General features: G+C 35.7%; 24 protein-coding genes and 1 tRNA gene. 17 read left to right on the top strand and 8 right to left on the bottom strand.

Features of this window, described 5'->3' with window-relative positions:
• Positions 1–14: 14 nt before the first annotated feature.
• The 5 genes from HOO91_11785 (at position 15) to deoC (ending at position 3,366) form a co-directional block, all read left to right on the top strand.
• A complete protein-coding gene (locus tag HOO91_11785; GenBank protein ID NOU18225.1) occupies positions 15–1,430 on the top strand; it encodes an aldehyde dehydrogenase EutE in 1,416 nt (471 codons plus the stop codon).
• A gap of 38 nt (positions 1,431–1,468) precedes the next feature.
• Positions 1,469–1,744, top strand: a complete 276-nt coding sequence (locus tag HOO91_11780) for a EutN/CcmL family microcompartment protein (protein NOU18224.1) — start codon at positions 1,469–1,471, stop codon at positions 1,742–1,744.
• Positions 1,741–2,010, top strand: a complete 270-nt coding sequence (locus HOO91_11775; protein NOU18223.1) for a EutN/CcmL family microcompartment protein — start codon at positions 1,741–1,743, stop codon at positions 2,008–2,010. The genes HOO91_11780 and HOO91_11775 overlap by 4 nt, the downstream gene beginning before the upstream one ends.
• 74 nt (positions 2,011–2,084) lie before the next feature.
• A complete protein-coding gene (locus tag HOO91_11770) occupies positions 2,085–2,567 on the top strand; it encodes an RpiB/LacA/LacB family sugar-phosphate isomerase (protein ID NOU18222.1) in 483 nt (160 codons plus the stop codon).
• Position 2,568: 1 nt separating this feature from the next.
• Positions 2,569–3,366, top strand: a complete 798-nt coding sequence (gene deoC, locus HOO91_11765; protein NOU18221.1) for a deoxyribose-phosphate aldolase — start codon at positions 2,569–2,571, stop codon at positions 3,364–3,366.
• A 71-nt stretch (positions 3,367–3,437) separates the two neighbouring features.
• Here the strand turns inward: deoC and HOO91_11760 are convergent, their stop codons facing one another.
• Positions 3,438–6,707 carry a peptidase S41 gene (locus HOO91_11760; protein NOU18220.1) on the bottom strand — a complete coding sequence of 1,090 codons (3,270 nt, stop codon included), beginning with the start codon at positions 6,705–6,707 and terminating at the stop codon, positions 3,438–3,440.
• A gap of 123 nt (positions 6,708–6,830) precedes the next feature.
• Positions 6,831–6,902 (bottom strand) — tRNA-Arg (locus HOO91_11755).
• 424 nt (positions 6,903–7,326) lie between these two features.
• Here HOO91_11755 and HOO91_11750 point away from each other — a divergent pair.
• From HOO91_11750 to HOO91_11730, 5 genes are all read left to right on the top strand, one after another.
• Positions 7,327–8,568 carry a KamA family radical SAM protein gene (locus HOO91_11750; GenBank protein NOU18219.1) on the top strand — a complete coding sequence of 414 codons (1,242 nt, stop codon included), beginning with the start codon at positions 7,327–7,329 and terminating at the stop codon, positions 8,566–8,568.
• 166 nt (positions 8,569–8,734) lie between these two features.
• Positions 8,735–9,712: an ATP-grasp domain-containing protein gene (locus HOO91_11745; protein NOU18218.1), complete on the top strand. Its 978-nt coding sequence runs from the start codon at positions 8,735–8,737 to the stop codon at positions 9,710–9,712.
• Positions 9,713–9,718: 6 nt separating this feature from the next.
• Entirely contained in the window at positions 9,719–10,699 is a 981-nt protein-coding gene (locus HOO91_11740; protein ID NOU18217.1) for a D-alanine--D-alanine ligase, read from the top strand.
• A 6-nt stretch (positions 10,700–10,705) separates the two neighbouring features.
• A complete protein-coding gene (locus HOO91_11735) occupies positions 10,706–11,191 on the top strand; it encodes a GNAT family N-acetyltransferase (GenBank protein NOU18216.1) in 486 nt (161 codons plus the stop codon).
• Positions 11,192–11,384: 193 nt separating this feature from the next.
• The gene (locus HOO91_11730) at positions 11,385–11,894 is read left to right on the top strand and encodes a winged helix-turn-helix transcriptional regulator (protein ID NOU18215.1); all 510 of its coding nucleotides are present in this window, start codon (positions 11,385–11,387) and stop codon (positions 11,892–11,894) included.
• Here HOO91_11730 and HOO91_11725 read toward each other — a convergent pair.
• Positions 11,860–14,478: a tetratricopeptide repeat protein gene (locus tag HOO91_11725; GenBank protein ID NOU18214.1), complete on the bottom strand. Its 2,619-nt coding sequence runs from the start codon at positions 14,476–14,478 to the stop codon at positions 11,860–11,862. The genes HOO91_11730 and HOO91_11725 overlap by 35 nt on opposite strands.
• A gap of 139 nt (positions 14,479–14,617) precedes the next feature.
• Positions 14,618–14,836: a hypothetical protein gene (locus HOO91_11720; GenBank protein ID NOU18213.1), complete on the bottom strand. Its 219-nt coding sequence runs from the start codon at positions 14,834–14,836 to the stop codon at positions 14,618–14,620.
• Between the two features lie 362 nt (positions 14,837–15,198).
• On the opposite strand from HOO91_11720, the gene HOO91_11715 reads away from it, so the two are divergent.
• Positions 15,199–16,158, top strand: coding sequence for an AEC family transporter (locus HOO91_11715; protein NOU18212.1), 960 nt, complete (start codon positions 15,199–15,201; stop codon positions 16,156–16,158).
• A gap of 30 nt (positions 16,159–16,188) precedes the next feature.
• Here the strand turns inward: HOO91_11715 and polA are convergent, their stop codons facing one another.
• The 3 genes from polA to HOO91_11700 form a co-directional block, all read right to left on the bottom strand.
• Positions 16,189–18,966, bottom strand: a complete 2,778-nt coding sequence (polA, locus tag HOO91_11710; GenBank protein ID NOU18211.1) for a DNA polymerase I — start codon at positions 18,964–18,966, stop codon at positions 16,189–16,191.
• An 11-nt stretch (positions 18,967–18,977) separates the two neighbouring features.
• Positions 18,978–19,424: a 6-carboxytetrahydropterin synthase gene (locus tag HOO91_11705; protein NOU18210.1), complete on the bottom strand. Its 447-nt coding sequence runs from the start codon at positions 19,422–19,424 to the stop codon at positions 18,978–18,980.
• Positions 19,425–19,526: 102 nt separating this feature from the next.
• Positions 19,527–19,826 (bottom strand): helix-turn-helix transcriptional regulator, encoded by a 300-nt coding sequence (locus tag HOO91_11700; protein ID NOU18209.1) that lies wholly within the window; start codon positions 19,824–19,826, stop codon positions 19,527–19,529.
• A gap of 191 nt (positions 19,827–20,017) precedes the next feature.
• On the opposite strand from HOO91_11700, the gene HOO91_11695 reads away from it, so the two are divergent.
• The 6 genes from HOO91_11695 (at position 20,018) to HOO91_11670 (ending at position 25,977) form a co-directional block, all read left to right on the top strand.
• The gene (locus HOO91_11695; GenBank protein ID NOU18208.1) at positions 20,018–20,992 is read left to right on the top strand and encodes a polyprenyl synthetase family protein; all 975 of its coding nucleotides are present in this window, start codon (positions 20,018–20,020) and stop codon (positions 20,990–20,992) included.
• Between the two features lie 18 nt (positions 20,993–21,010).
• Positions 21,011–21,538, top strand: coding sequence for a CvpA family protein (locus HOO91_11690; protein ID NOU18207.1), 528 nt, complete (start codon positions 21,011–21,013; stop codon positions 21,536–21,538).
• Between the two features lie 44 nt (positions 21,539–21,582).
• The gene (locus HOO91_11685) at positions 21,583–22,128 is read left to right on the top strand and encodes a hypothetical protein (GenBank protein ID NOU18206.1); all 546 of its coding nucleotides are present in this window, start codon (positions 21,583–21,585) and stop codon (positions 22,126–22,128) included.
• A gap of 53 nt (positions 22,129–22,181) precedes the next feature.
• Positions 22,182–23,486: a M48 family metalloprotease gene (locus tag HOO91_11680; GenBank protein ID NOU18205.1), complete on the top strand. Its 1,305-nt coding sequence runs from the start codon at positions 22,182–22,184 to the stop codon at positions 23,484–23,486.
• Between the two features lie 75 nt (positions 23,487–23,561).
• Positions 23,562–24,854 (top strand): tyrosine--tRNA ligase, encoded by a 1,293-nt coding sequence (locus HOO91_11675; GenBank protein NOU18204.1) that lies wholly within the window; start codon positions 23,562–23,564, stop codon positions 24,852–24,854.
• Between the two features lie 109 nt (positions 24,855–24,963).
• Positions 24,964–25,977: a hypothetical protein gene (locus tag HOO91_11670; GenBank protein ID NOU18203.1), complete on the top strand. Its 1,014-nt coding sequence runs from the start codon at positions 24,964–24,966 to the stop codon at positions 25,975–25,977.
• An 8-nt stretch (positions 25,978–25,985) separates the two neighbouring features.
• On the opposite strand, the gene HOO91_11665 is transcribed toward HOO91_11670, so the two are convergent.
• Positions 25,986–26,258 carry a hypothetical protein gene (locus HOO91_11665; protein NOU18202.1) on the bottom strand — a complete coding sequence of 91 codons (273 nt, stop codon included), beginning with the start codon at positions 26,256–26,258 and terminating at the stop codon, positions 25,986–25,988.
• Positions 26,259–26,263 lie beyond the last annotated feature (5 nt).

Raw genomic sequence — 26,263 nt, 5'->3', positions numbered from 1 at the left:
GGAGGGTTTGAAAATTGGACAATCTAGAACAAAATATTCGACAGCTGGTTCAAGAAGTTATTAAAAGCATGAACCTTGACCTAGTAAAAGAGGAATCTGGAACAGGAATCGGTGTTTTTTCAAACATTAACAACGCAATAGATGCAGCCGAAAAAGCTTTTAATGAATTAAACAAATTAAGTCTAGAGACACGCAAAAATATTATAGCCAACATTAGAAAAGTATGTTTGGCAAATAATACCTACTATTCCAAATTAGCACATGAGGAAACTGGATTGGGTCGATGGGAGGATAAAATCCAGAAGAATGAATTTGGAATTAACAAAACCCCCGGCGTCGAAGACATTATTCCTGAAGCATACTCTGATGATAATGGGCTAACATTAGTTGAAAGAGCAGCTTATGGGGTAATCGGGTCAATTACACCAAGCACAAACTCAACAATTACAATAATAAGTAATGCTATTGGAATGATAGCAGGGGGTAACTCAGTGGTTTTTAACCCACACCCATCTGCAAAAAAGGTATCCTGCTACTTAGTTAATTTAATGAACTGTGCAATAATTGGAGCAGGGGGGCCTTCAAATTTGATAACATGTATCGATGAACCAACCATTGAATCTGCAAAAGAGTTGATGTCGCATAAGAAAATAGCAATAATGGTTGTTACTGGTGGCCCTGCTGTTGTTAAAACAGCAATGAATAGCGGAAAAAAGGTTATTGCTGCTGGACCAGGAAATCCTCCTGTTGTTGTTGACGAAACCGCGGATATTGCAAAGGCAGGAAAGGCCATTGTTGACGGAGCAAGTTTCGATAATAATGTAATCTGTATATGTGAAAAAGAAATTATTTGTGTTGCTTCTGTTGCTGATAGATTAAAAGAAGAGATGAAGAAAAACGGGGCATACGAATTATCTTCTGATCAAATAAAAAAAATAACAGATTTAGTAATTTCAGAACCTGGTGGCCCTGGAAGCGAGGGGGCGGCAAATAAGAAATTTGTTGGCAAAAATGCCGATTATATAGCTAGTCAAATCGGACTAACAGTTCCTCCATCTACAAGACTATTGCTTTGTGAAGTTGATCGAAATCACCCACTTGTTTGGACAGAACAGCTTATGCCTGTAATGCCATTGGTTAGAGTTAGAGATGTTGATGAAGCAATAGGATTTGCTGTAGTATGTGAGCACGGATTCAGGCATACAGCAATCATGCACTCGTTAAACATTGCAAAACTTAGCAAAATGGCTAGAATGATGAATTGTTCCATTTTTATTAAGAATGGACCAAGTTATGCTGGCTTAGGTTTTGGAGGTGCTGGTTTTGCATCGTTTACTATTGCGAGCCCAACAGGTGAGGGCGTAACAAGAGCACGAACGTTTACAAGAGAAAGACGTTGTACTTTAGTAGATTATCTGAGAATTATTTAAGGCTGAATTTATAAAAAGAAAAACCTTACAATTACGCAATGAAATTAGGTAGAGTTATCGGAAGAGTGGTAAGCACCCAAAAAGTAGAGTCATTTCAGGGTGTTAGCCTACTTTTGGTTCAACCTCTCGATGAGAAGTTGAATAAAGTTGGCGACCCAATTGTAGCGATGGATACCATTCATTCGGGAACTGGAATGATTATTTATTACGAGACAAGCAAGGAGGCAGGAAGAGTGCTGGAAACGATTATGAATCCAAGCGATGCTTCGATTATGGGAATTGTTGATGAACTTTTTGTAGATAGTAAAAAATGATATTAGCAAAAGTAATTGGGAACGTAGTTTCTACGATAATTGCAAACGGGTACGAATCAAAAAAAATTTTGATTGTACAGCCCATTGATCCCTCTGGTACACCGAAAGGTTCATCATTTCTTGCTATTGATGCGGTTCAGGCAGGTGTTGGCGATACTGTTTTAGTTTTGGAAGAAGGTGGTTCGGCAAGATCGATAATTGGAGAGCCAGAATCTATGACCGTAAAAACTGTAATTGCTGGAATTATTGATAATATATCAAAATAGATAAAACACAAATTAACAGGTTTTTGTAATATTTTGGTTAAACAAAAAAATTACATATTTGAAACTAATTGGGAATGAACAACGGGTATAATAATATTGATCAGGTTAAAAGGGTTGCTATTGGTGCCGATCATGGCTCGTACGACTCTAAGGAGATGTTAAAAACCTATCTTCAAACTATTGGATATTTGGTTGTAGATGTTGGGACTAACAATAGTGTAGAAAAAGTGGATTACCCTGATTTTGCTGTTCTTGTTGCTAAAAAAGTAGTTAACGGAGAATGTGATCGAGGAATTATGCTTGATGCTGCAGGAATAGGTTCATCAATGGTTTGTAATAAAGTTAGGGGAATCAGAGCCGCACTCTGTTGGAGTTTAAAAACAATTGTAAATAGTCGAGAACACAATAATGCTAATGTACTTACTATGGGTACTGCTCAACATACATCTGGTGAATTATGTGAAATGGCAAAATTATGGCTTGAAACCAGATTTGAAGGAGGCAGACACTGGCCTAGAATTAATAAAATGATGTCGGTAGAAAAATTGAGAGGATAATATGGAACACAAGGATTTGATTGACAAAATCACCAACGAGGTAATGCTTCGCTTAAATGAGAAGATGAAATTAATGGATTCTGAAAAAAAGGAGTCTTCACAAAAGCAATCTGCTAATTTAGGTATCTCACCTGCTGAGTTAGCTCGGTATATTGACCATACCTTGTTAAAACCGGGTTCTGTGAAAGAGCAATTTGAACAATTGTGCAACGAAGCGATTCAATATAAATTTTACTCTGTTTGCGTTAATTCTGGATGGGTAGAGTTTGTAGCAAAAAAACTAAGAGGATCCGGCGTTAAAGTTTGCTCTGTTATAGGATTTCCTTTAGGTGAAATGGAGACAAGAAGTAAAGCCTTCGAAGCTCGTAATGCTTTAGAACACGGAGCCAATGAATTAGATATGGTCATTAATATTGGCGCTTTAAAGTCAAGAAATCTAAAACTTGTTGAGGAAGACATCCGTGCAATTAAGAGAGCAAGTAGGAATAATACTATTTTGAAGGTTATTATCGAGACAAGTTTGTTAACCGATGAGGAAAAAATTCTCGCCTGTGAAATAGCCAAAAAAGCGGATGCCGATTTTGTAAAAACGAGTACTGGTTTTTCTACCAGTGGAGCTACCGTTGCTGATATCGCTTTGATGAGAAGAATTGTTGGCCCCAATATGGGCGTTAAGGCAAGTGGCGGAATTACCGACTATAATAAAGCAGTTGCTCTTATTCGGGCAGGTGCAAATAGATTAGGTTGCGGATCTAGTGTTGCTGTAGTAACTGGTGCAACAGCGCAGGGTTCTTATTAAGAATAGCCATCAAAATATTTATAAAAAACAAACCCCCACAAATTCTTGCGGGGGTTTGCTTTTTATAATATCTATTTATCCATAGGGAAGGCTTGATGAATTGGCCATTTACGAGGATTTTCGTTTATCTTTTTCATTAATTCATCAACCGCTTTCATTAGTTGAGTGTCGTAGCCTTCGGACATCTTCTTGGAATCAATATCGATTATAATATCTGGAGTAACCCCTTTATTCTCAACTACCCATTCGCCTTTCTCGTTGTAAATTCTATAATCGGGAGCAGTTAAACCACCCCCGTCTATTAGTTGTATAAACATTGAAACACCAACAAGGCCACCCCATGTTCGAGTACCAATAACAGGACCCATTTTATTTAGCTGGAATTCGTAAGGAAGTTCGTCTCCACCAGAACCTGCATAGCGATTTGTTAAAAGAGCCATATTTGCCTGAACAGCTGTTGCAGGAATTGTCTGGTCTACTGAATTTCGACGAGTCCAGAAACCATGCGGTTTTTTTAATAATCTTTCTAAGAAAATCTCTGGGTCCAGTCCTCCTCCGTTGAATCGGCCATCAAGAATAATACCCTCTTTCTTGGTTTGAGAATAGAAATACTTTGGAAAATCAATAGCAGAACCATTCCATGTGTCGGGCATATAGATATAGCCAATTTTTCCATTAGAAGCCTTATCCACCGCCAATCGGTTTGATTCTAACCAATCCATATGCCGAATGCTATTTTCGTTATGTGAAGGTTCAACAACCACCTCGCGAGCACCCGTGAGTGTGGGTTTTGAGTTAACTGTTAAAGTTACCTGCTTATCACATAATCCAACAAAATAGCCATATATCTCTTTATCAGCCTTAACGTCAACCCCATTTACCTTAAGAAGGTAATCACCTTCAATAACATTAATACCCGGTTTTGCTAATGGTGGCCATATTTCCCGTGACCAATCCCTTTCTCTAAAAATCTTTTTAAATTGATATAAATTATTCTGAGTATCAATCTTATAATCTGCTCCAAGCATACCAATATTTACTCTTGAAGTATTTCGCTTATAATCACCACCATAGACATAGGTGTGTGAAGTATTAAGTTCACCAATTAGTTCCCCGATAATAAACGTCAAATCCTGACGACAGGATGCCTTATCAACTAATTGTCCGTACTTCTGCTTTAAGAAATTCCAATCTTGGCCATGCATATTGGGTTCGTAATAGTAATCACGTTCCATGCGCCATGCCTCATTGAATATCTGTTTCCATTCCTTAATGGGCTCGTACCATATCTTTAAATCAGATAATTTCAGTTGGTCTTCTTCCTCTCCGCTTGAAGGAATTATTGTAACATTGTTATCTTTTAAATAGATAATGTTTTCGCCATTAAATGAAAGTTTGTAACTATTGATATCTTCAACAAGAGTTCTTTCCTTTCTGTTACTGAAAGAGTAAGAGTATAGCGACATTTTATTTTGAGGATTAACCTCAAAACGGTTAAAATTGCCCTGATTATAGTTTAAGTAGAATAGTGTTGTATCATTAATTTGTAAATTTCTATAATTTCCTTTCTTCAGCGGAAGAGATTCAATACGGTCGGTAATGCCATCAAAATCTATATGAATAGAAGAGGTGGTTGCTGATTTAGTCTCTGAGTTGTTGTCCGAAGAAATCTCCTCGTCGCTTTTGTACGGTAATATAGATTTTCCATCCTTCTTCAAGTTGATTGCGTATATGCCAGCAACTTTCTGGTAAACCATTTCCCATTCAATATCACAATAGGTAGGTTCAAAAATTCTATCAGAAATGAATAGGATAAACTCACCATCTTTAGAAAACACTGGGCTAAAATCATGAAAAAGACCATTGCTTATGCAGTTAATAGCCTTAGTTTCTAGGGAATAAACGAATAATTGGTACATGAAATTATTATTCATTTTGGAATACACGATATACTTACTATCTGGCGACCATGAATAATCGTAGATAGATTTTACATCCTGAGAAACATCAACATTTTCGTACTCTTCCTTGTCAATCTTTGTTATTGCCTTAGTTGCAACGTCAATATAGTAAAGGGTTAAGGTTTGATCGGTATATGAAAGGTTCCTGCTGTCGGGTGACCATTTAAGGGTGTGCCTATAACCATCCTTATGGGTGGTAAGTTTTATCGCATCCTCTTTGCCATTGGCATTTACAACGTATATTTCATATTCACCCGATTTGTCCGAGAAGTATGCAATCCATTTACCATCAGGTGACCATACAGCGTCCTTATCTCTTGCACCACAATTGTTTGAGATATTTCTTGTTGGGCCATCGCTTTGTGGAACAGTAAATACCTCCCCTCGAGCAACAATCAATCCCCTTTTTCCTGAAGGGGAAATTTCAATATCCTGAATTTCAGAACTAATATCTTTTAAATATGGACGAGTCTCTTCCATATCCGCTAAAACCTGAATAGGTATCTTTTTTGATTCTTTTGTGTTTAAATCGAGTATCCAAATATCACCGCCAAGTTCATATACAATTCTATTACCATTTCCTGCGCTAGGATGTTGAACATCATACTCACTATGTTTTGTTATTTGATCTATCCATTTTGTATTAGTATCGTACGCCCAGATATTGAGAACTCTATCTCTATCCGATGCAAAATAAATTTTATCGCCAACCCACATTGGAAGTCGATCAGAACCATCATAATTAGTAATGTTTACCTCCTGATTGGTGTTAAAATCATATACGTATATTTCCTGAGCGCGTCCGCCTTTGTAACGTTTCCAAGTAGCATTATCCTGTGCATCTTTGTTATATGCTAACATTGACCCATCGGGGGAGTAGCTGGCGCGGGCAACATCATATAAGATTGTTTCCTCAAGACCATTACCATCTGGCGATATTAGAAAGAGTTTAGTGTATCTTGATGTGCTATTTCTACCAGAGGTGAACATTATCTTATTTTTAGTTTTATTCCAGCCAATCACCTCATCAAATCCGGGATGAAATGTTATTCGCTTGATGTCTCCTCCATCAATATTCATTACGTAGACATCTGCATTCCCATCATATTCCCCTGTGAAGGCAATTAACTTGCCAGCAGGAGAAATTTTTGGAAAATTTTCCTGACCATCGTTAAATGTTAAGCGGGTTGCAACACCACCATCGATAGTAGATTTCCATATATCGCTACCAGTAACAAACACAACAGTATTGTCGTGTATATCTGGATAACGCATCATTGGGTTTTGAGCAAATAGAGAGGTATTTGCAAACGCAAGCATTATCATCAGTAGAATAAACACCATGATAATGTTTTTTAGATGGTTTATTAAGTGTCTCATATAATTTGATTTAAGTATAGATAGGATATCAAAAAGAAAGATTAGTTTAAAGTTAAAAAGAATAATACAAGTGAGGATAAAAAAAGAAGCCATAATTCTACTATGAATTATGGCTTTTCTTTGTAGCCCCACCCAGACTCGAACTGGAATCTGAAGTTTAGGAAACTTCCGTTCTATCCCTTGAACTATAGGGCCAACTATTTCGAGCCGCAAAGATAATATTATTTTAAAAGGCTGCAAATGGCACTAAAATGCATTACACAACCAACCTCTCATCACTATTGCAAGGGAGATTGTTAATAACTTTTGATTATTGTTAATTCTTCGGTGCAATAACGAGTATCATATATTTACTCATGACGTAATTTGGCATAAAAATTAATGATTTTTGAAACCCTTGTAAACGATAGAATATCAATTTTTTAAACACATGTTTCTAAAATATTTTAGAAAAAAATGTAAAAAAAAGCTTCTGAAAGTACAACGGGTTCTATAAATGTTAATATTTGCAACTTAATTTTTAAAATAAACCTCAGCAAAAGCTGAGCATTATTAACCTAAACGATAAAATAATAAGCGTCTAGTCATGGACAAAAAAAAGCAACAGAAGCTGGTTTACATGATCAATGAATTCACTGAGGAGGACGAACCTCCGAGTACCATCAACCTCAGCAACGATGAGGCTGAGGTGTCAATTCGCTTCAATAAAGTAGGAGCTCGCGTTTCGAATGAACGTATTGGTATTAGCCAAAAATCACTCGAATTTTTAAGAAAAAATTACCCTTCCGCAACAGAGAAAGATTGGAATAGCTGGCAATGGCAAGTTAAAAATGGAATTACCTCAATAAGCCAGTTGCGTCAAATCCTCAACCTATCAGAACCGGAGTTACTCGCTATCGATAACGATAAGTATGCCCTCCCGTTAAGAATTACTCCGTATTACGCAAGCTTGCTATCGCAAGATGACCCAAATCAGGCTCTCCGCCGGACTATGGTTCCAACCGTAAATGAGGTTACCATGTCGAGAGGTGAATTTGCCGACCCCCTTGGCGAGGAGCATCACAGCCCAGTGCCAAACTTAGTGCATCGCTATCCCGATAGAGTACTATTTTTATCCACAGGTTTTTGCTCAGCATACTGTAGATATTGCACCCGATCACATATGGTGGCTAAAGATAAATGCCACATTGGAATTAAAGCATGGGAGCCCGCTTTACAATATATCAGAGATCATTCCGAAGTAAGAGATGTTCTCATCTCTGGAGGAGATCCACTCACAATGCCCGATCCTCATATCGAATATTTACTCTCATCTTTAAGGGCTATACCTCATGTTGAGATTATTCGTATTGGGACAAAAGTACCAGTGGTTTTACCACAGCGTATTACCAAAACCTTAGTGAATATGCTAAAGAAATATCACCCTCTTTTCATGAGTATTCACTTCTCACACCCAGATGAGCTTACCCCTGAGGTTATTGAGGCCTGTGGTCGTTTAGCGGATGCTGGTATTCCTCTCGGAAGTCAAACAGTTCTACTGAAGGGTGTTAATGACGACTTAGATACCATGAAGAATTTAATGCACGGTGTACTTAAGGCAAGAGTAAGACCTTACTATATTTATCAATGTGATCCAATTCCAGGGTCAAGTCATTTCCGCACCCATGTTGCAAAAGGACTTGAATTAATTAAAGGATTAAGAGGTTTTACATCAGGGTATGCTGTACCAACTTTTGTAATTGATGCTCCTGGCGGTGGTGGAAAAATACCTTTGCTGCCTGAATATTTTCTGGGTACAGAAAATGGCGAGGTTATTCTAAAAAATTACGAGGATAAAATTTATACATATCCTGATTTTTAATATTGTTAATAGCATTCCCCATTCGCGTTGTGTATAATAGCACCTTTCGAATGGGAATGCTTTTTTTATATCAATTTGTTGAAAGTTGGAAAAGATAGATATAAAAATATTCCATATATTGGTGTAAGTTAATTGTTAATTAATAATCTGATAACCAGGAGAAAAGATGCTTACTGTTGGGTTGACATACGATTTACGTAGTGATTATCTAAAAGAGGGTTATTCCGAAGAGGAAACTGCCGAGTTTGATTCAGAGATAACGATAGAATCAATAGAATCAACCATTCAAAAACTTGGTTATAGAACCGAAAGAATAGGTAATGTTAAAGCATTATTAAGAGACCTTGGCAAAGGGAAAAAGTGGGATTTGGTTTTTAATATAGCCGAGGGAATGTACGGAATTGGTCGTGAAGCCCAAGTACCAGCAATACTTGATGTATTTAGAATTCCTTATGTGTTTTCGGATCCACTAGTGCTTTCATTGACGCTTCATAAAGGATTAACAAAAAGAGTAATACGAGATAAAGGAATTCCAACAGCCGATTTTGCAATTGTTGAAACACCCGAAGATATTAAAGATATAAATCTTCCTTACCCGCTGTTTGCTAAGCCTGTTGCCGAGGGAACAGGAAAGGGAATTGATAGTAGATCGAAAGTTGCTAGTCCAAAGGAACTTGATGAGTTATGCCGAGATTTACTGAACCGTTTTAATCAACCTGTACTTGTTGAAACCTACCTTCCAGGGCGTGAGTTTACTGTTGGTGTTGTAGGTACTGGTTCCGAGGCAAAAGTTGTTGGTGTAATGGAGATTGTAATCACTGCAAAAGCAAAGGAAAGTATTTATTCATATCACACAAAGGAGAACTGGATAGGCACTGTTGATTATCCAATGGCAACTGGGGATGATGAAAAAAAGTGCGAAGAAGTTGCGTTGGGTGCATGGCGATGTCTTGGTTGTAGGGATGGTGGTCGGGTTGATTTAAAGATGGATGCAAGTGGAGTACCTAATTTTATTGAGGTTAACCCCTTAGCCGGAATTAACCCAGAGCATTCTGATTTACCGATGCTTGCTGGAAAGAAAGGAATTCGGTATGAGAAATTATTGGATATGATAATGAAATCAGCCCTAAAACGAGTAAAATAATATTCTATGAGTCCGAAGAAAGCGGTTATCCTTTATAACGAATTATCACCAAATCCTACTCCTGATGAGGCAGATGTGCTTGAACAGGTAAACATTATTGCTGAAAATCTTGAAAAACTTGGAATAAAGTATTCAACGATGACTTTTTCATTGAACATGAAAAAGGTTGAACAAGAGCTTCTAAGCCATAAGCCTGATTTTATTTTTAACATGGTTGAAGGTGTTGATAATAAAGGTGATTTAATCTTTCTCGCACCAGCGCTACTGAATTCTTTAAAAATCCCATTTACAGGGGGTAGTCTGGAAACTATTTTTATTACTTCGTCCAAAACCCTAGCAAAAGAGCGAATGAAACAAGGTGGCTTGCCAACGGCTTATTGGTATCATGGAGAAGGGGAGTTTGTGCCGGTTGAAGGCAAGCGTTATATCGTTAAACCTATTTGGGAGGATGGCTCTCTTGGCTTGGACGAGGATTGCGTTTTTTGGTGGCATGAAGCGGGATTAATGAAAGTAGCAAAAGAGTTTAATCCTGCTACCCATTTTATTGAAGAATATATCGATGGACGGGAGTTCAATATATCAATACTTGCTGGCTCCAATGGCCCAACCGTTCTTCCTCACGCCGAGATTAAGTTTTACGATTACGAGGGTGACAAACCTAAAATGATGGGTTGGACAGCAAAATGGGATGAGAATAGTTTTGAATATGCAAACACTCGTAGAACCTTTGAGATGGGGAAGAATGATGGTGAACTTTTAAATAAACTTACCGAATTAACATTAAAAAGTTGGGATGTGTTTAAACTTAACGGTTATGCCCGTGTTGATTATCGAGTTGACAAAAAGGGCAACCCAATGGTTCTTGAGATTAATGTTAACCCATGTATATCAATGAATGGTGGATTTTACGCAGCTTGTGAACAGGCAGGAATTTCTTTCGACGAAGCGGTTACTAGAATTATAAATGATATTCCCTCAAAAAAATAGATAGCCATGGAAAAAAACTACACGTTAAGATTTGAACCGTTAGCCGATGATGTTGAAGCGGTAAAAGAAATTATTCATTCGTCTGGCTTTTTTCAAGATCATGAAATTCCTGTTGCCCTCGAATTGGTTGAAGAGGCTATTGATAAAGGACTTGAAAGTGGATACTTTTTCGTTTTTGCTATGGATGGCAAAAGAACCATTTCCTATGCTTGCTATGGAACTATTGCTTGTACAAAGAATAGTTATGATCTTTACTGGATTGCAACCCATGATGATTATAGAGGAAAAGGAGTTGGTTCGTTAATTCTGAAAGAAACTGAAAGAAAAATTAAATCTATGGGAGGTAGGGTTATTTACATAGAAACATCCTCAAAACCTTTGTATATCCCAACTCAGGGTTTTTATGAAAAGCACGGATATTTTAAAGAAGCAGTTCTTAAAGATTTTTATGATGTGGCTGACGATAAGATTATATATTCCAAGCATTTATAGAAATCAGTATATTTATTTAAGCCATACCTAGAATGGTGTGGCTTTTTTGTTTACGTATGTGTCGTACAAAGAGAGGTTTAAGCGAGCGATGAAAATTTTTATTATCTTTTCAATGAAAATTCACACTAAACAGCATGTATTTTCTTACAATTTATTATATTTATTGGCAATAATATTTTAAATCGTAATAGAAATGTCAGAACACTTTCAAGTAGATGCAATTGATCAAAAGATACTATCCTATTTGGTCAAAAATGCAAGAATGCCTTTTCTAGAAATAGCCAGAGAGTGTGGTATTTCTGGAGCAGCAATCCACCAGCGTGTTAAGAAAATGGAAGATGCGGGCATAATAGCTGGCTCAAGAATGAATGTCAAACCTAAGGCTTTAGGTTTTGATGTTTGTGCTTTTGTTGGCCTTCAATTTTCTGCGTCGAACCAGTATCATGGCGTTATTGAAGCTTTAAAACAAATGCCAGAGGTTGTTGAGTGTCATTTTATTACAGGAGGATATGCTCTTTTGCTAAAAATTTATTGTCGAGACAATGAGCATCTTATGGAGGTTCTTGTGAAAAACATTCAGAATATTCCGGGCATTGCAAATACCGAAACCTTTATATCTCTTGATCAAACTATAGAAAGACAGGTTTATGTGAAGGATAAGCGAGTAGTTAATGGAAAAAAAGGGGGGAAGTTAAAAGATTAGCACTGTTATTTTCCTGATTGCTTAATACAAGGGATATTTTGTTGATTAAATCATCCTTTTTTATAGGCTTAGTAAGGTAGTCATCACATCCTGCAGAAAAACATTTTTCAATTTCGTCAGATAAAGCAAATGCTGTTTGAATAATAATTGGAATTTTATTCCCTGCTGCTCGGATAACCTCAATTGTTTTCATCCCATCCATAACGGGCATTTGTATATCCAAAAGAATTAGATTTACGACATGATTCTCGAGCATACTTATAACCTCCGTTCCATCTTTTGCCCAGAGTAAATTTGCATTCGTTCTATTCAGGTAGGCCTTTATAAGCATAAAGTTAGAAGTAACATCCTCTGCTACGATAATTGTTTTATTGCTTAGATTTAACTCTAAATTGGATTCATTTGAATGTTGTGATTCTGATATGACCGAATCATAATAGATATTAGGTAGGGTAAAATAAAAAGATGATCCCAAATTTGGCTGTGAATCAAACCAAATATTTCCAGCAAGTAGTTGTACAAGTTCCTTACAAATAGCAAGCCCAAGACCTGTTCCTGGTAAGAGAACAGAATCGTTTCCTCGGTTATATTTACTAAATCTTTCGAATATTGAGGTTTGGTTTTCAGGTAGAATACCTTTACCTGTGTCTTTAACAAAAAAGGTAACTGTTTGAGAATTTGTAAGTTTAAACCCAAAAACGATTGATCCCTGATTGGTAAATTTTAAAGCATTTGATAACAAATTAGACATTACTTGTCTAAGTCGCTTCTTATCAGTTAAAATAGAATGAAAAGTTAAAGATAGTTCATAATCCAAAGTAATACTGATGTGACTTTTGTTTATTTTATGTTTCTCTTGATTAAAAAAGAATAGGAGTTCTTCTAGCACTTCGGATATAAAAACGGGGGTTTTATTAATTTTTAGTTGTCCGGATTCAATTATAGAAATATCAATAATATCGTTAATTAAGCTCATTAAGATTTCACTGTTTGAGTGAATTAAATGAACAAAGTCTTTTTTATCTGTATCAATAGATTCTGAATCTACGAGTAGATTCGCCAAACCAACAATGGCATTCATTGGTGTCCGAATCTCATGAGACATATTTGCAAGAAATGCCGTTTTAAGCATATCAGATTCTTCGGCTTTCTCCTTTGCTATTTTCAATGCAAGGGTTCGGGCTTCAACAATTGCCTCTAAATGTTCTTGATGCCCCTGAAGCTCTTCTTCAATAACTTTTCTTTGATTTATTTCCTCTAAAAGTTTTTGGTTGATTTTCGCCCTAAACCTCATCCTATTATGAATAAAATAGATGAAAAAGGTCAAAAATAGAGCGGCTATTATTAGAAATGCATTCCAGAAACTTAGTTTTTTCTTTTGTGTTTCTTTTAATTCCTGTTCTTTTGAAAGTAGAAGGATCTGTTTTTCTTTTGCTTGTAAGTTGTATTTGGCATCTAACTCCAAAAGGAGATTTCTCCGTTCGTTGCTAAATACAGAATCTCTTAACTCTTTATATTTGTATAGTGATTCATATGCTCTTTCATAGTTATTAATTTCGGCGTAAAGTTCCGATTCCCGTAGTGAAATTTCAACTAATAGCGTTTTTATTTTGGCATTATTTGCTAAAACCCTCGCTTTTGCGAAGAATGCTTCGGCTTGTTCATAATTTTTCAAATTAAGATAACAACGACCAGCAAAATGAAACGAGTTTGAGACACCTTCAGTAAAAGGAACTTTTGAATAGTAACTATTAGCTTGTAGAAAATATTGAATTGCTGTGGAATAATTTTCTTGACGAAAATAGATTGTACCTATATTTAGCAAAGTATTTGCGACTCCAAGTTTATTATCATACTTGCGTTTTATTTCAAGGGATCTGTTTAAATAGTCAAGAGCCTTTGAAAGTGCTCCGAGTTCACCATAAATACGACCAATGTTATTAAGTGCCTTTGAAACGCCAATTTGATTATTGTTTTCTTTGCTTATGGTAAGACTTTTTTGATAAAAATCAAGTGCAACCGGAGCCTCTCCAAACGAAAAGTAAATATTTCCTGTTTCTCGAACAATATCTGCTAATTTGCTCTGCTGGTTTAGTTTATCAATAAGATTAAATGCATTTTGGGAGAATTCGAGCGCCTTTTTAAAGTCGCCAAGTTTTGTATAAATCAAACTATAAACTTGGTATATATCGATTAAGTGAGTGCTATCGTTAATAGAATGTGCTAATGATAATGTTTTCTCTAGTTGGTTTATTGCGTTTGTATAGTCACCCTTGATAAAGTATGTTTTTCCAATAATTACTTCTGCGCTAAGTTGTTTTTTAGGTAGGTTTAGTTTTTTGGCAATACCTATTGCTGTGTTCGCATATTCGAAGGAGAGGTCTGCGTTGGTGTTATTACATTCATCAGCAGACTTAATTAATAAATCTAATTTAGATGAACCAGATGATTGACTTAATATTTTACTAATACTATCCGAACCATTATGAATATCTGCTTTAATATTTGTTGGAGAAAAAACAAATAAATATAGACACATAAAGGCGATAAGGATCTTATTATTTAAACAAAGAGACCTTAACATGAATTTTTTGTTTACCCCCGTAAGGTATATAAGATTGTATTGAAATGCAATTGTTGATTAAATATAGATTAATCTGATAATGATATAAAAATGCCCCCGAGGGGGCATTGAATTCAGCGGTGGTTATCAATTATAATAACTAATCTTCTTCCTCTTCATCGTCATAAAAATCCTCTTCATCATAAAGATCTTTTTTATAGTCCATATCGATATCTTCGAATTCTTCGATTTCTTGGAACAACGATTGTTTTTGATTTTTCTCCTTTTTAATTGGTTTTAACTTTCTTGCTTTTTTCAGCTCCTCAGAACCTTGTGATGATTCGCGTGGGAGTTTTTGAGTTTCCTTTCTTGCTTTCATTTCTGGAATAATTAGAAACGGGGTTTAGACATTTAAAGGTTAAATAATTTGGTTGATTGGATAATTGAATTTGTAAAAGTTATAGATATATGGGGTTTTTTGGCATTAAAAACACATGGAATAATAAATAATTATTTTTCTGGTTAATATACAAGGATTTATTTTTAAAGACAATTTCTACTATTAATTTGTACAAATCAATTTTTGGCAATTTTAGAATTTTTTTTTTTTTCTCCAAAAAGTTTTTAACCAATTACTTCCCATTTTTAAAAAAACGTACAAATACGAGTATTTGTTTTCGCATTTTTTTCTTCGGACAAACGTTTCAAAAATCAGTTTATCTTTGGCATTATTTATTCTTTATGGCTACAGGTATTATTATAAATCAACTCTTAATATTCTGCCTTTTGATGATTGTTGGGGCATTTGCCACCAAAAGAAAAATATTAAATGATGAATCAAAAGATTTCCTAGCAAGAATAATAATCGATATTACATTGCCCTTCCTTATTTTTTCAACATTCTCACATCTGGAATTTGATATCAAACTTTTTAAAAATGGGTTATTCGTTTTTATTCTGGCTTTTGTAAATATAGCAATTTTATATCTAGCGGGTTCATTTTCATCATTTGCTCAAAAACTCAGTAAACCTCAAGCAATGGTGCACACACTCCATTCTATGTTTGGGAATATTGTTTTCCTTGGTTTTCCTCTTTTTGATGCTCTGTTTCCCAATGGCATTGGGGTTTTTTATGCAGCAGTTTACCAATTGGCATCTAATTCTTTAACTTTTACCTATGGAATTTATAAATTAAGTTTGGGTACTCAAAAATCTGGTTGGAAGAGCTTACTTAATGCAAATACAGGAGCAATTGTTCTTGGAAGTTTAATTTTGATTTCAGGACTTCATTTACCAAAATTTGTCGTTGATGCTTTTTCTGGCCTAGGGAAGTGTACTAGCCCTCTTTCAATGGTTTATATTGGTGCTCTTCTGGCAGGTATGAATATCCGAAAATCATTTAAAACGGTTAGCGTTTTTATTATCAGTATGAATAAACTTTTAATCGTTCCTCTGATTCTTGGTTTTACTTATATTTTACTGATTAGATGGCTACACCTTGAAATTGCCCGCGAAGCGTTCTTCGTTTTAGTCATGCAAGCAGGTATGCCCTGCCAAACGATCATTGTTGTGATGACACGAAGGTATGGTGGTGATTACCATCTGGCAGCAAGCAATCTTCTTGTTTCAACCTTATTTAGTATTATCACTTTACCTTTACTTTATCTCGTTTTGGAGAATATTTTTAGGCTCATAATTTAAAAACAGGTGACTTAACTATTAACGCTTTTATTAGTGCGCTTCAAGCCAATTGTTACCTATGCCGATTTCAACATCAAGAGGAACTGATAGTTTTGCGACTTGTGTCATTGATTTTATAACAATCTCTTTTACTTGCTCAATTTCAGGTTTGTAAACCTCAAGCACAAGTTCGTCGTGAACCTGAATGATCATTTTAGAATTAAGGTTATTATCGGAAAGTTCTTGGTGAATTTTTATCATTGCTAACTTAATAACATCAGCGGCTGAGCCCTGAATAGGTGCGTTTATGGCATTTCGCTCAGCAAGACCTCTTACTGTTGCGTTATTTGATTTGATATCTGTTAAATAACGCTTCCTGTCGAAAATTGTAGAAACCCATCCTTTGTCCCTAGCATTTTTAATGCAGTTTTCCATATATTCTTTAACCCCTTTGTAGGTGCCAAAATAGCCATCTATTAGTTCTTTTGCATCGGTTCGGGATATAGAAAGCCTTTGAGATAAACCGAAGGAAGAAATACCATAAATCATTCCAAAATTTGCAGTTTTCGCTCTACTTCGTTGCTCTCTTGTAACTTCACTAAGGGGAACTTTAAATATTTTTGAGGCGGTTGCCGTATGGATATCCTCCCCTTGATGAAATGCTTCGAGCAGCGAAGGATCTTTGCTCATATGAGCCATCAACCTGAGTTCAATTTGGGAGTAGTCGGCTGATAGAATTAAGTAATCATCAGAGGAGGGAACAAACGCTTTTCGAATTTCACGACCTTTTTCATCTCGGATAGGAATGTTTTGAAGGTTTGGATTATTTGAACTTAACCGACCTGTTGAGGCTACTGCTTGATTGAATGAAGTATGAATTTTCCCTGTTTTAGAATTTACAAGCAAGGGCAAGGCCTCAACGTAGGTTGAAAGTAATTTCTTTAAAGATCTAAATTCTAATATTTTATCAATAATTGGATGCTTGTCTTTGTATTTGAGCAATTCCTCTTCCCCGGTTGCATATTGTTTTGTTTTTGTCATTTTTACATCCGAGGCAATTTTTAGTTTTTCGAAGAGAACCTCGCCGAGCTGTTTAGGAGATGAAATATTGAGATCGGGAATACCTGCTATTGCTTTGATTTCATCATCAAGAGCAATTAATTCAAGGTTTAATGATTTAGCAAACTCGCTAAGATTTTGAACATTGATTTGAACTCCTGCCCTTTCTATATCAGCCAGAACTTCAATTAAGGGTGCTTCTATGGTTTTATATAGTTCTAGAAGACCCTCGTCTACAAGTTTTTTGTATAAAACCTCTTTCAGCTGAAAAGCAAGGTCGGCATCCTCACAAGCGTATATTGAGATTTTATCAATAGGAACGCTTCGCATCGAAATTTGGTTTACCCCCTTTTTCCCAATTAACTCCTCTATAACGATTGGTTTATAGCCAAGCAATTGTTCCGAAATAATATTGAGATTGTGGCGCATATCGGGTTCTACCAAATAATGGGCAATCATGGTGTCAAATAGGAAGCCCTTGAGCTTGATTCCATAGTTTTTAAGCATCAGGAGATCAAACTTAATATTTTGCCCAATCTTTGGTTTATTGGTATCCTCCAAAACAGCCTTAAATTCTTGAAGGACCTGATTTGCTTCTGTTTGATTTACAGGAATTGGAACATACCACGCCTTAAAAGGAGCTGTTGCAAATGATAGCCCAACCAGTTGACTAGTATAAAGATCGAGCCCTGTTGTTTCAGAATCAAAAGCAAACTCATTTGCGCTATTAAGTACATCTATAAGAAGTTTGCGCTCATCAGCTGTTGCCGCGACCCTGTAATCGTAAGTAAAATCATAAAGGGTTTTTAGATTATGCTCTGGAGCAACAGGTTGTGAAGCTACTTCACCAAAAAGATTACCCTGAACGAAACTCTCTTTTTTTACCTCTTTTACATCTTTTTTTACTGATATATCTTTTAGCATTGAACGAAACTCAAGTTCCTCTAACATTTTTCTGAACTCAACAGGATCTGGTTCTTTCCTTTCAAAACTATTGATGTCTTGGTTCAACATTAGGTCGATTTTAATAGTAACCAATGTTCTAGCCAGAAGAAGTTGATCCTTGGATTCCTCAATATTTGTTCTTTGTGCTTTCGATAGTTTATAGGTATTTTGAAGGATATTGTCTATTGATCCGTATTTTGAAATTAAATCAGCAGCGGTTTTTTCACCAATCCCTTTTACACCAGGCACATTGTCCGATGTATCGCCCCATAGAGCTAGGATATCAATGAACTGAGAGGGGTTATCGATTTTATAATCTTTGCAAAATGCTTCTGTTGTGATGGTTTCCATTTCACCACCCCCTTTGCCAGGCTTAATAATCTTTACATTCGGGGAGAGGAGTTGACCATAATCCTTGTCTGGGGTCATCATAAAAACTTCATAACCCAAAGGATCTGCCTGAGTAGCCAGTGTACCGATAATATCATCGGCTTCATATCCCTTTAGTTCAACAATAGGTATATTCATTACTCCAAGAAGACGCTTGATAATTGGAACGGCCAATCGAATATCTTCGGGCGTTTCTTGTCTATTGGCTTTATACTCGGGGTAAAGTTCCGTTCGAAAGGTGGGTCCTGATAGATCAAAGGCCACAGCTAAGTGTGTTGGTTCTGTCTTCTTAATTGCATCAAGTAGCGTTTTTATGAAGCCGTAAATAGCAGAAGTATTTAATCCCTTGCTGGTTTTTATAGGGCGATTGATAAAAGCAAAGTAAGCTCTGTAAATCAGAGCGTATGCATCTATGAGTAGAAGTTTTTTTTGCATCCGAAATTCTATTAAAGATTATCTGAAGCATACCATTCAGCGAATGATGTTGCTGTTTCGTTTAGTTTAAGATGATGTAGCTTTACCCCATTGGGTAGTCTGGAAGAAATAATATCGGCAAAGTAAGGCAATAGATTTTCGCATGTAGGCTGGAATGGGAGCGATTCAATTTTTCCAAAACTCTCCGCTCGCAAGGTTTTTAACATCGATGATTTTTGGTTAAGCAGCAGAGCATGATCGAACCGACCGATGATATTTTCATGCACTATCTTTTTTAAATCTCCGAAATCCATTATCATCCCTAATTTTGGATTCGATTCAGAAGAAATTGGACTACCTATAACTGTTACGAATAGCACGTAAGAGTGACCATGAATATTGCGACAAGCTCCATCATAACCTTCAAGTGCATGAGCAAGTTCAAAATGGAACTCCTTGGTTAGCCGAATTAATGCCATAATACCTTAAACTTTACAGAAATAAAAAACCGTATTTGTTATATTGTTGGCTGATAATAAATCAGATGCAAAAAATACTTTATGGGATTGTTTCGAATTCCCTTAAACCGTGCATCTTCCAATACAATCGAGAATTTTGGAAAGATTTTCGTTTTTTAAAAAATAATGGGTGTTCTTTCCTTCTCTTTTAGATGATAAAACCCCTTTATCCTTTAGTATACCTAAATGATGGGAGGTGGTAGATTGTTCAATATCTAATTTCTCGTGAATTTCGGTAACTGTCATTCTCCTGCCGTCTTCAAGTAGACTTATTATTGATATTCTCATTGGATGTGCGATTGCTTTTAGCATGTTAACAGCCTTTTCAAGTTGTTCAACATTTAATTCTCTCTTTTGTTGCATGATTTAATAGTCGTAGAGTCAAATACAAATATATTAATAATTAACTTTTGCCTTGTGCAATAGGATCAATTATTAAAATTTGATCCACAGGTTAATCCTTATTTTTACTATTTTACACATAATACAAAAAGAATAAGCTATCAAGGATTAAAAAAATAGTTAATTTGCCATGTAAAATAAATCGAATCCGAATGTCAAAACTCGATGATATAAAGAAGCCTGTAAATCATGATTTAAATGAATTTGAGCCATACTTTCGCAGTTCCATGAGTTCAAAGGTTCCTCTACTTGATGTTATTACAAATTACATATATCGACGAAAAGGAAAGCAACTTAGACCCTTGATTGTATTCCTTTCTGCAGGGCTGAATGGGAAGATTAATCAATCAACATATGTTGCTGCAGGTATGATAGAGTTGCTACATACTGCAACTCTAATTCATGATGATGTGGTAGATGAAGCTTATGAACGCAGAGGTTTTTTCTCAATAAATGCCCTTTGGCGCTCCAAAATTGCTGTACTGGTTGGTGATTACCTGCTTTCTAAAGGACTTTTGCTATCGATTGAGAAAAATGAGATAGAGTTGCTAAGAATAATGAGTCAAGCTGTAAAGGATATGAGTGAAGGAGAACTTCTACAGATTGAACGATCAAGAAAAATGGATATTGATGAGAGTACTTACTTTGAAATTATTCAGAAGAAAACAGCGAGTTTATTAGCTTCTTGTGCTGCAAATGGCGCAACTTCTGTTGGTGCAAATCCAGAAATGATTAAGCGGATGAAAGATTTTGGAACGTATCTGGGAATGGCTTTTCAAATTAAGGATGACCTTTTCGACTATCAACCTCAAGGTATAATTGGTAAACCAACAGGAAATGACATTAAAGAGAAAAAACTTACTCTTCCCTTGATTTATTCTCTCACCAAAGTTCAAAAAAGTGAACAATCTGATATTTTAAAATTGGTGAGGAGCAGTAAAAAAAGCAGCAAAGCGGTTGAAAAGGTTGTTGCTTTTGTGCAAAAGAATGGTGGACTTGATTATTCAACCCAAAAAATGCAGGAATTCAAAGACAAGGCTTTACAAATATTGAGTCTTTATCCAGAATCAGAGTTTAGATCATCTCTTGAGATGTTAACGGATTATGTTGTGGAAAGGAGCAAATAGTTAATAATATTATATCCTATGAGTTTTATTGATATCATTCTAATCGCAGTTTTTATTTTTGCGGGATTTCGTGGCTATCAAAAAGGTTTTGTTAGCCAGTTTGCATCATTAGCTGGATTACTCCTCGGTATCTGGGGCGCAATTAAATTTTCAGATTATACAGCGGGATTATTGACAGAACATCTCCATATTACAACAGAGTATTTACCTTTAATTGCATTCGCAATAACCTTTGGTATTATTGTAGTTGGGGTTCATTTTCTTGGTAATATGGTTGAGGGATTATTCGAAATGGCATTCCTGGGTTTTGCAAATAGTATACTTGGAGTGGTTTTTGGTGTTCTTAAGACGGCGTTTATTCTTAGTGTTATCTTGGTTATTATGGGAAAAGCAGATATTAAAATGAAGTTTTTACCACAGGACATTTCTCAAAAATCACTTTTCTACCACCCGATTGAACGGTTAGCACCATCAATCTTTCCCGATCTAAATTTTGATGAGATCAAAACTAAGATTAAGGAAACTTTTGCACCTGTTAATCCTTAGGAAATATAACAGTAAGCTATTATTGTCTTTGAAAAAAACCAACAATGGGAATATTCAATTTTTCTCAGAAAAAAAAAGCAACTCCAAACATAAAGGATATGATTTGGATGAGCCAATCCGCAAAATTAACGGGTTGTTTTAAACTTTTACAGGAGCAAAAAGAATTTGTGGTTGTTGCATGGTTCTCAAAAACGCAAGAGGAGTTTCATCAATTTTTGAATGAACAGCATGGACTTGGCGTTGAAATTCAACTTGCACAAACCGCCATATCGACCCAAATATCTGATAAAAAACTTATTCTGCTTGAGCACTTTCCTTTACGTGGGAAAGAGGAAACTTTTATTATTAACTTAAATCCCTCACAGGTTATAGTTTTAAGTTCTTTGGATGAACCGTTATTTGAGATATTTGGAAGCGATGAGATAATCCGGATGATGAAAAGTTTAGGAATGAAGGAGGATGAGATGATAGAGCACCCAATGATTAGTAAGTCAATCGTGAGGGCACAGCAAAAACTTGAACAAAAAGTTATTTGCGAAAATTTTGCGGACTCTTCAAAGGAGTGGTTTCAACGAAATGGTTCAATTTGATCTACAACAGGAAATATAAATCTTAAAAAATCTCATGCAGTGATTATTAGAATATGAAAACCCTATTTCTTGCTGGTTTAATAAGTCTTGCTACACTTACAAAGGCGAATAATACTTCAACAGTACCATCAAATAAAGATACCATAGCTGTTAAAACCGAAGTTTTTGATCCAGAAATAGCCACTCAAAAATATCTTGATACTCTTACTCCAGAGGAAAAGAAAAAATCAGATACATATTTTGAAGGTGATTACTGGCTAATGCTGTGGAATATTATCCTAGAAATTGTTATCACTTGGGTGTTTTTGTCGCTAGGATTATCACAATGGATAAAGGGAATAGCCTTTAGGGTAAAAAATGTTAACCTCCAAAACTTAATATACATCCTCCTATATTTTTTGTTTGCCTTCCTATTAATCTTTCCGTTTAATATTTATCAAGGGTATATTCGGGAACATCAGTATAATCTGTCGAATTTATTGTTTTGTGGATGGTTCGCCGATGAGTTAATAATTCTTATTTTGACTTTAGTTTTTGGAAGCATTATTTTACTTGCTATTTATAAGGCGATTAGAAAAGTGAAACAGGACTGGTGGATTTGGGCTAGCGGGATTGCTTTTGTTTTTATAGTATTTGGAATGTTTATAGGACCCATTATAATTACTCCACTTTTTAACAAATACAAACCACTCGAAGAGGGAAAATTAAAAAATGAGATTTTATCATTAGCAAAAGCAAATGGTGTCCCGGCAGAAAATGTTTACCAATTCAATGCCTCAAAGCAGAGTAAAAGGATTAGCGCAAATGTTAGCGGTTTGGGGAGTACGGTAAGGATTTCATTGAATGATAATTTATTAAAAAGATGCTCAATTTCCGAAATAAGATCCGTAATGGCTCACGAAATGGGTCATTATGTTCTAAACCACATTTACAAAGGAATTATTCTTTTGATAATTGTTCTTGTAATTGCCTTTGCTCTAATTAATTGGTGTTTAAATAAATTAATTTATAGGTGGGGCAAAAAATGGAGCATCAGCACTATTGCTGATATTGGAAGTTTGCCCCTACTCGTGTTATTATTCACTTTGTTTTTCCATTTTTCGAAACCTATAATTAACAACTTTTCACGAACAATTGAAATTGAGGCCGATTACTTTAGTTTGAACGCTGCGCAGGAACCCGATGGATTTGCTTCCATTGCAATGAAGTTGTCCGAATATAGAAAAATTAGCCCCGGACATTTGGAGGAAATTATTTTCTTTGATCACCCAAGCGGGAGAACAAGGGTACATAACGCAATGATTTGGAAGGCTGAACATCTCAATAAATCCCTTTCTGTATATCCTCTCAAAGAATAAAAAAGTTGCTAGTTGTAGCGATTCATTGTAAGTCTTGTTTAGAATTGATTATTATCTTTGAGAAATTTTTTTGATATGAATTTTGTTGAAGAATTAACATGGAGAGGCATGATCCATGATATTATGCCTGGTACCGAGGATCTGTTGAAGAAAGAGATGACCGCAGCATATATCGGTTTTGACCCAACTGCCGATTCATTACATGTGGGTAGTTTTGCCCAAATAATGCTACTGAAACACTTTCAACTTGCGGGACATAAACCTATCGCACTGGTTGGTGGCGCAACAGGAATGATTGGTGATCCGTCAGGGAAATCGCAGGAGCGAAATTTGCTCGATGAAAAGACCCTTCAGAAAAATCTGGATGGGATAAAAGCACAGCTATCAAAATTTCTCGATTTTGATTCAGATGCTCCGAATAGAGCGGAAATGGTAAATAACTACGATTGGATGAAAGATTATACCTTTCTTGAATTCATTCGCGATATTGGCAAGCACATCACCGTTAATTACATGATGTCGAAAGATTCTGTAAAGAAACGCTTAGGCGAAGAGTCAAAAACAGGCATGTCCTTTACAGAATTTACATATCAACTGGTACAAGGCTACGATTTTCTTCACCTATATCAGAATAATAACTGCAAACTTCAGATGGGCGGCTCTGATCAGTGGGGAAATATTACCACAGGAACTGAACTTATAAGACGAAAAACCGGTGGTGAAGCATTCGCTTTAACTATTCCACTTGTTACAAAATCGGATGGTGGCAAATTTGGTAAGACCGAACAGGGAAATGTTTGGCTCGATTCGAGATATACATCACCTTACCGTTTTTACCAATTTTGGCTTAACGTTTCGGACGATGATGCTGCAAAGTATATCAAGATATTTACCTTGCTTACAAAGCAGGAGGTTGAGGCATTGACTCTTGAGCATAGTCAAGCACCACATCTTAGAATATTGCAGAAAAAACTTGCCGAATTAATTACAACAATGGTACATTCCGAAGCGGATTATCAGATGGCGGTTGAAGCATCTGGAATTCTTTTTGGAAATGCAACAGCCGATACGTTAAAAAAACTTGATGAAGAAACTTTCCTCTCGGTATTTGAAGGAGTATCTACATTTGATGTTTCTTTTGATAGTTTTGAAAAAGGAACTCCATTCTCAATGTTAGCAGTGGAGAGCGCTGCGGTCTTTGCCTCTAAAGGAGAACTTCGCAGATTGATTCAGGGTGGTGGGATTAGCATTAATAAGGAAAAGGTAACCGATTCGGAGATGCTGATTAATACCAATCATCTGATAAATAAGAAATATCTTTTAGTTCAGAAAGGGAAGAAGAATTATAGCATTATTCGAGCGATCTAAATTTTCAATTTTACATACAAAAAGCAGAACATTTTCGTTATTAAATCATTGTTCAACTAGCAATGATTTATAACTCATTTTTGGTAACAATAACTAGAGCCTTATATAGATGGAATCTACTAAGAACGAATTTAACCTTAACTCAACCAATCTTATACAATTGGTTTTGAGTAAACGCAAACTATTGATGTGGATTGGTGCAATCGCATTTGTTGTTTCAATGGTGGCTTCATTTCTAATTACTCCAATGTTTAAGGCAACGGCAATTATCTATCCACCCATTAATAACCAACCTTCAAAGGAGTTATTAACTTCAAATATACAAGCAGGATTAACTGTATTTGGAGATAGTAAAGAATCTGAGCAACTTCTACAGGTTCTCTCATCAAGCACGTTAAGGGATATTGTTATTAAGAAACTAAATCTTACCGCAAATTGGGGAATAAAATCCGATGATATGTATGCTCGGCATAAGACCTATGGTATTTATAATGATAATATCAAATTTAGGCCAACGCAATATCTTAGCGTAGAGGTTGAGGTTATGGATGCCTCTCCGGCGATGTCTGCAAAGATCGCTAACACTATTGTTGCTGTTGAGGATAGTTTGATGCTAGCCATTAAGGCTCAAGTTGCTAAAAAAGGGTTATTGGTTGTTGAGGAGCAGTATAAACTGGGCTTAGCAGAAATGAAGAATTTGGAGGATTCCCTAACTAAGACAATGTCGAATGGGGTGATTCATCTACAATCTCAGACACAGGAATTCTATAGAGCCTATGCTAAAGCCGTTGCAAAAAATGAAACCAACGCTATTCTGGCTCTTGATAAAAAGATGGAACCATTAAAAAAATATGGTGGAAAATATGTAATATATATGGAAGAAATTCAGAATAAGGCCATTCAGATAACTGAGTTAAGCAATAGTTTAAAAACAATGCAGATTGAAGCATCTCAAAAAATACCTAGCCAGTTTGTTGTTGATTGGGCTTCTATTCCCGATAAAAAAGATTATCCAAAGAAATCCATAGTAATTATACTATCTACTCTATCGGCACTATTTTTTGGAATATTTTTGATTGTTATAGCCGATTTTATTAAAAATGTACTCAAAGGGGAAAAATAAACTTTGAATCAGCGAAAGTATACTATCGGCATTATTGGGGTTTCAACCCTGTTTATCCTTTTAAATGCATTTCTCACATCAAGGAGTATTTTTTTATTGAATATCCTCCCTGTTTTATTAATCTTTATAACCCTTCTTTTCTTTTCATTAAGACAACTTTTCTTCTTACTTGTTTTTTTGGCTCCACTTTCAATACCGTTGTATAGAATTATACCTGGACTTTCTTTTGATTTTTGGTTTCCAACCGAACCGATAATCTTAAGTATTTTAGTAATACTCATTTTAA

This window comes from Bacteroidales bacterium, from assembly GCA_013141385.1.
Lineage (GTDB): Bacteria > Bacteroidota > Bacteroidia > Bacteroidales > Tenuifilaceae > UBA8529.
This window is presented reverse-complemented; position numbering and strand designations above follow the sequence as displayed.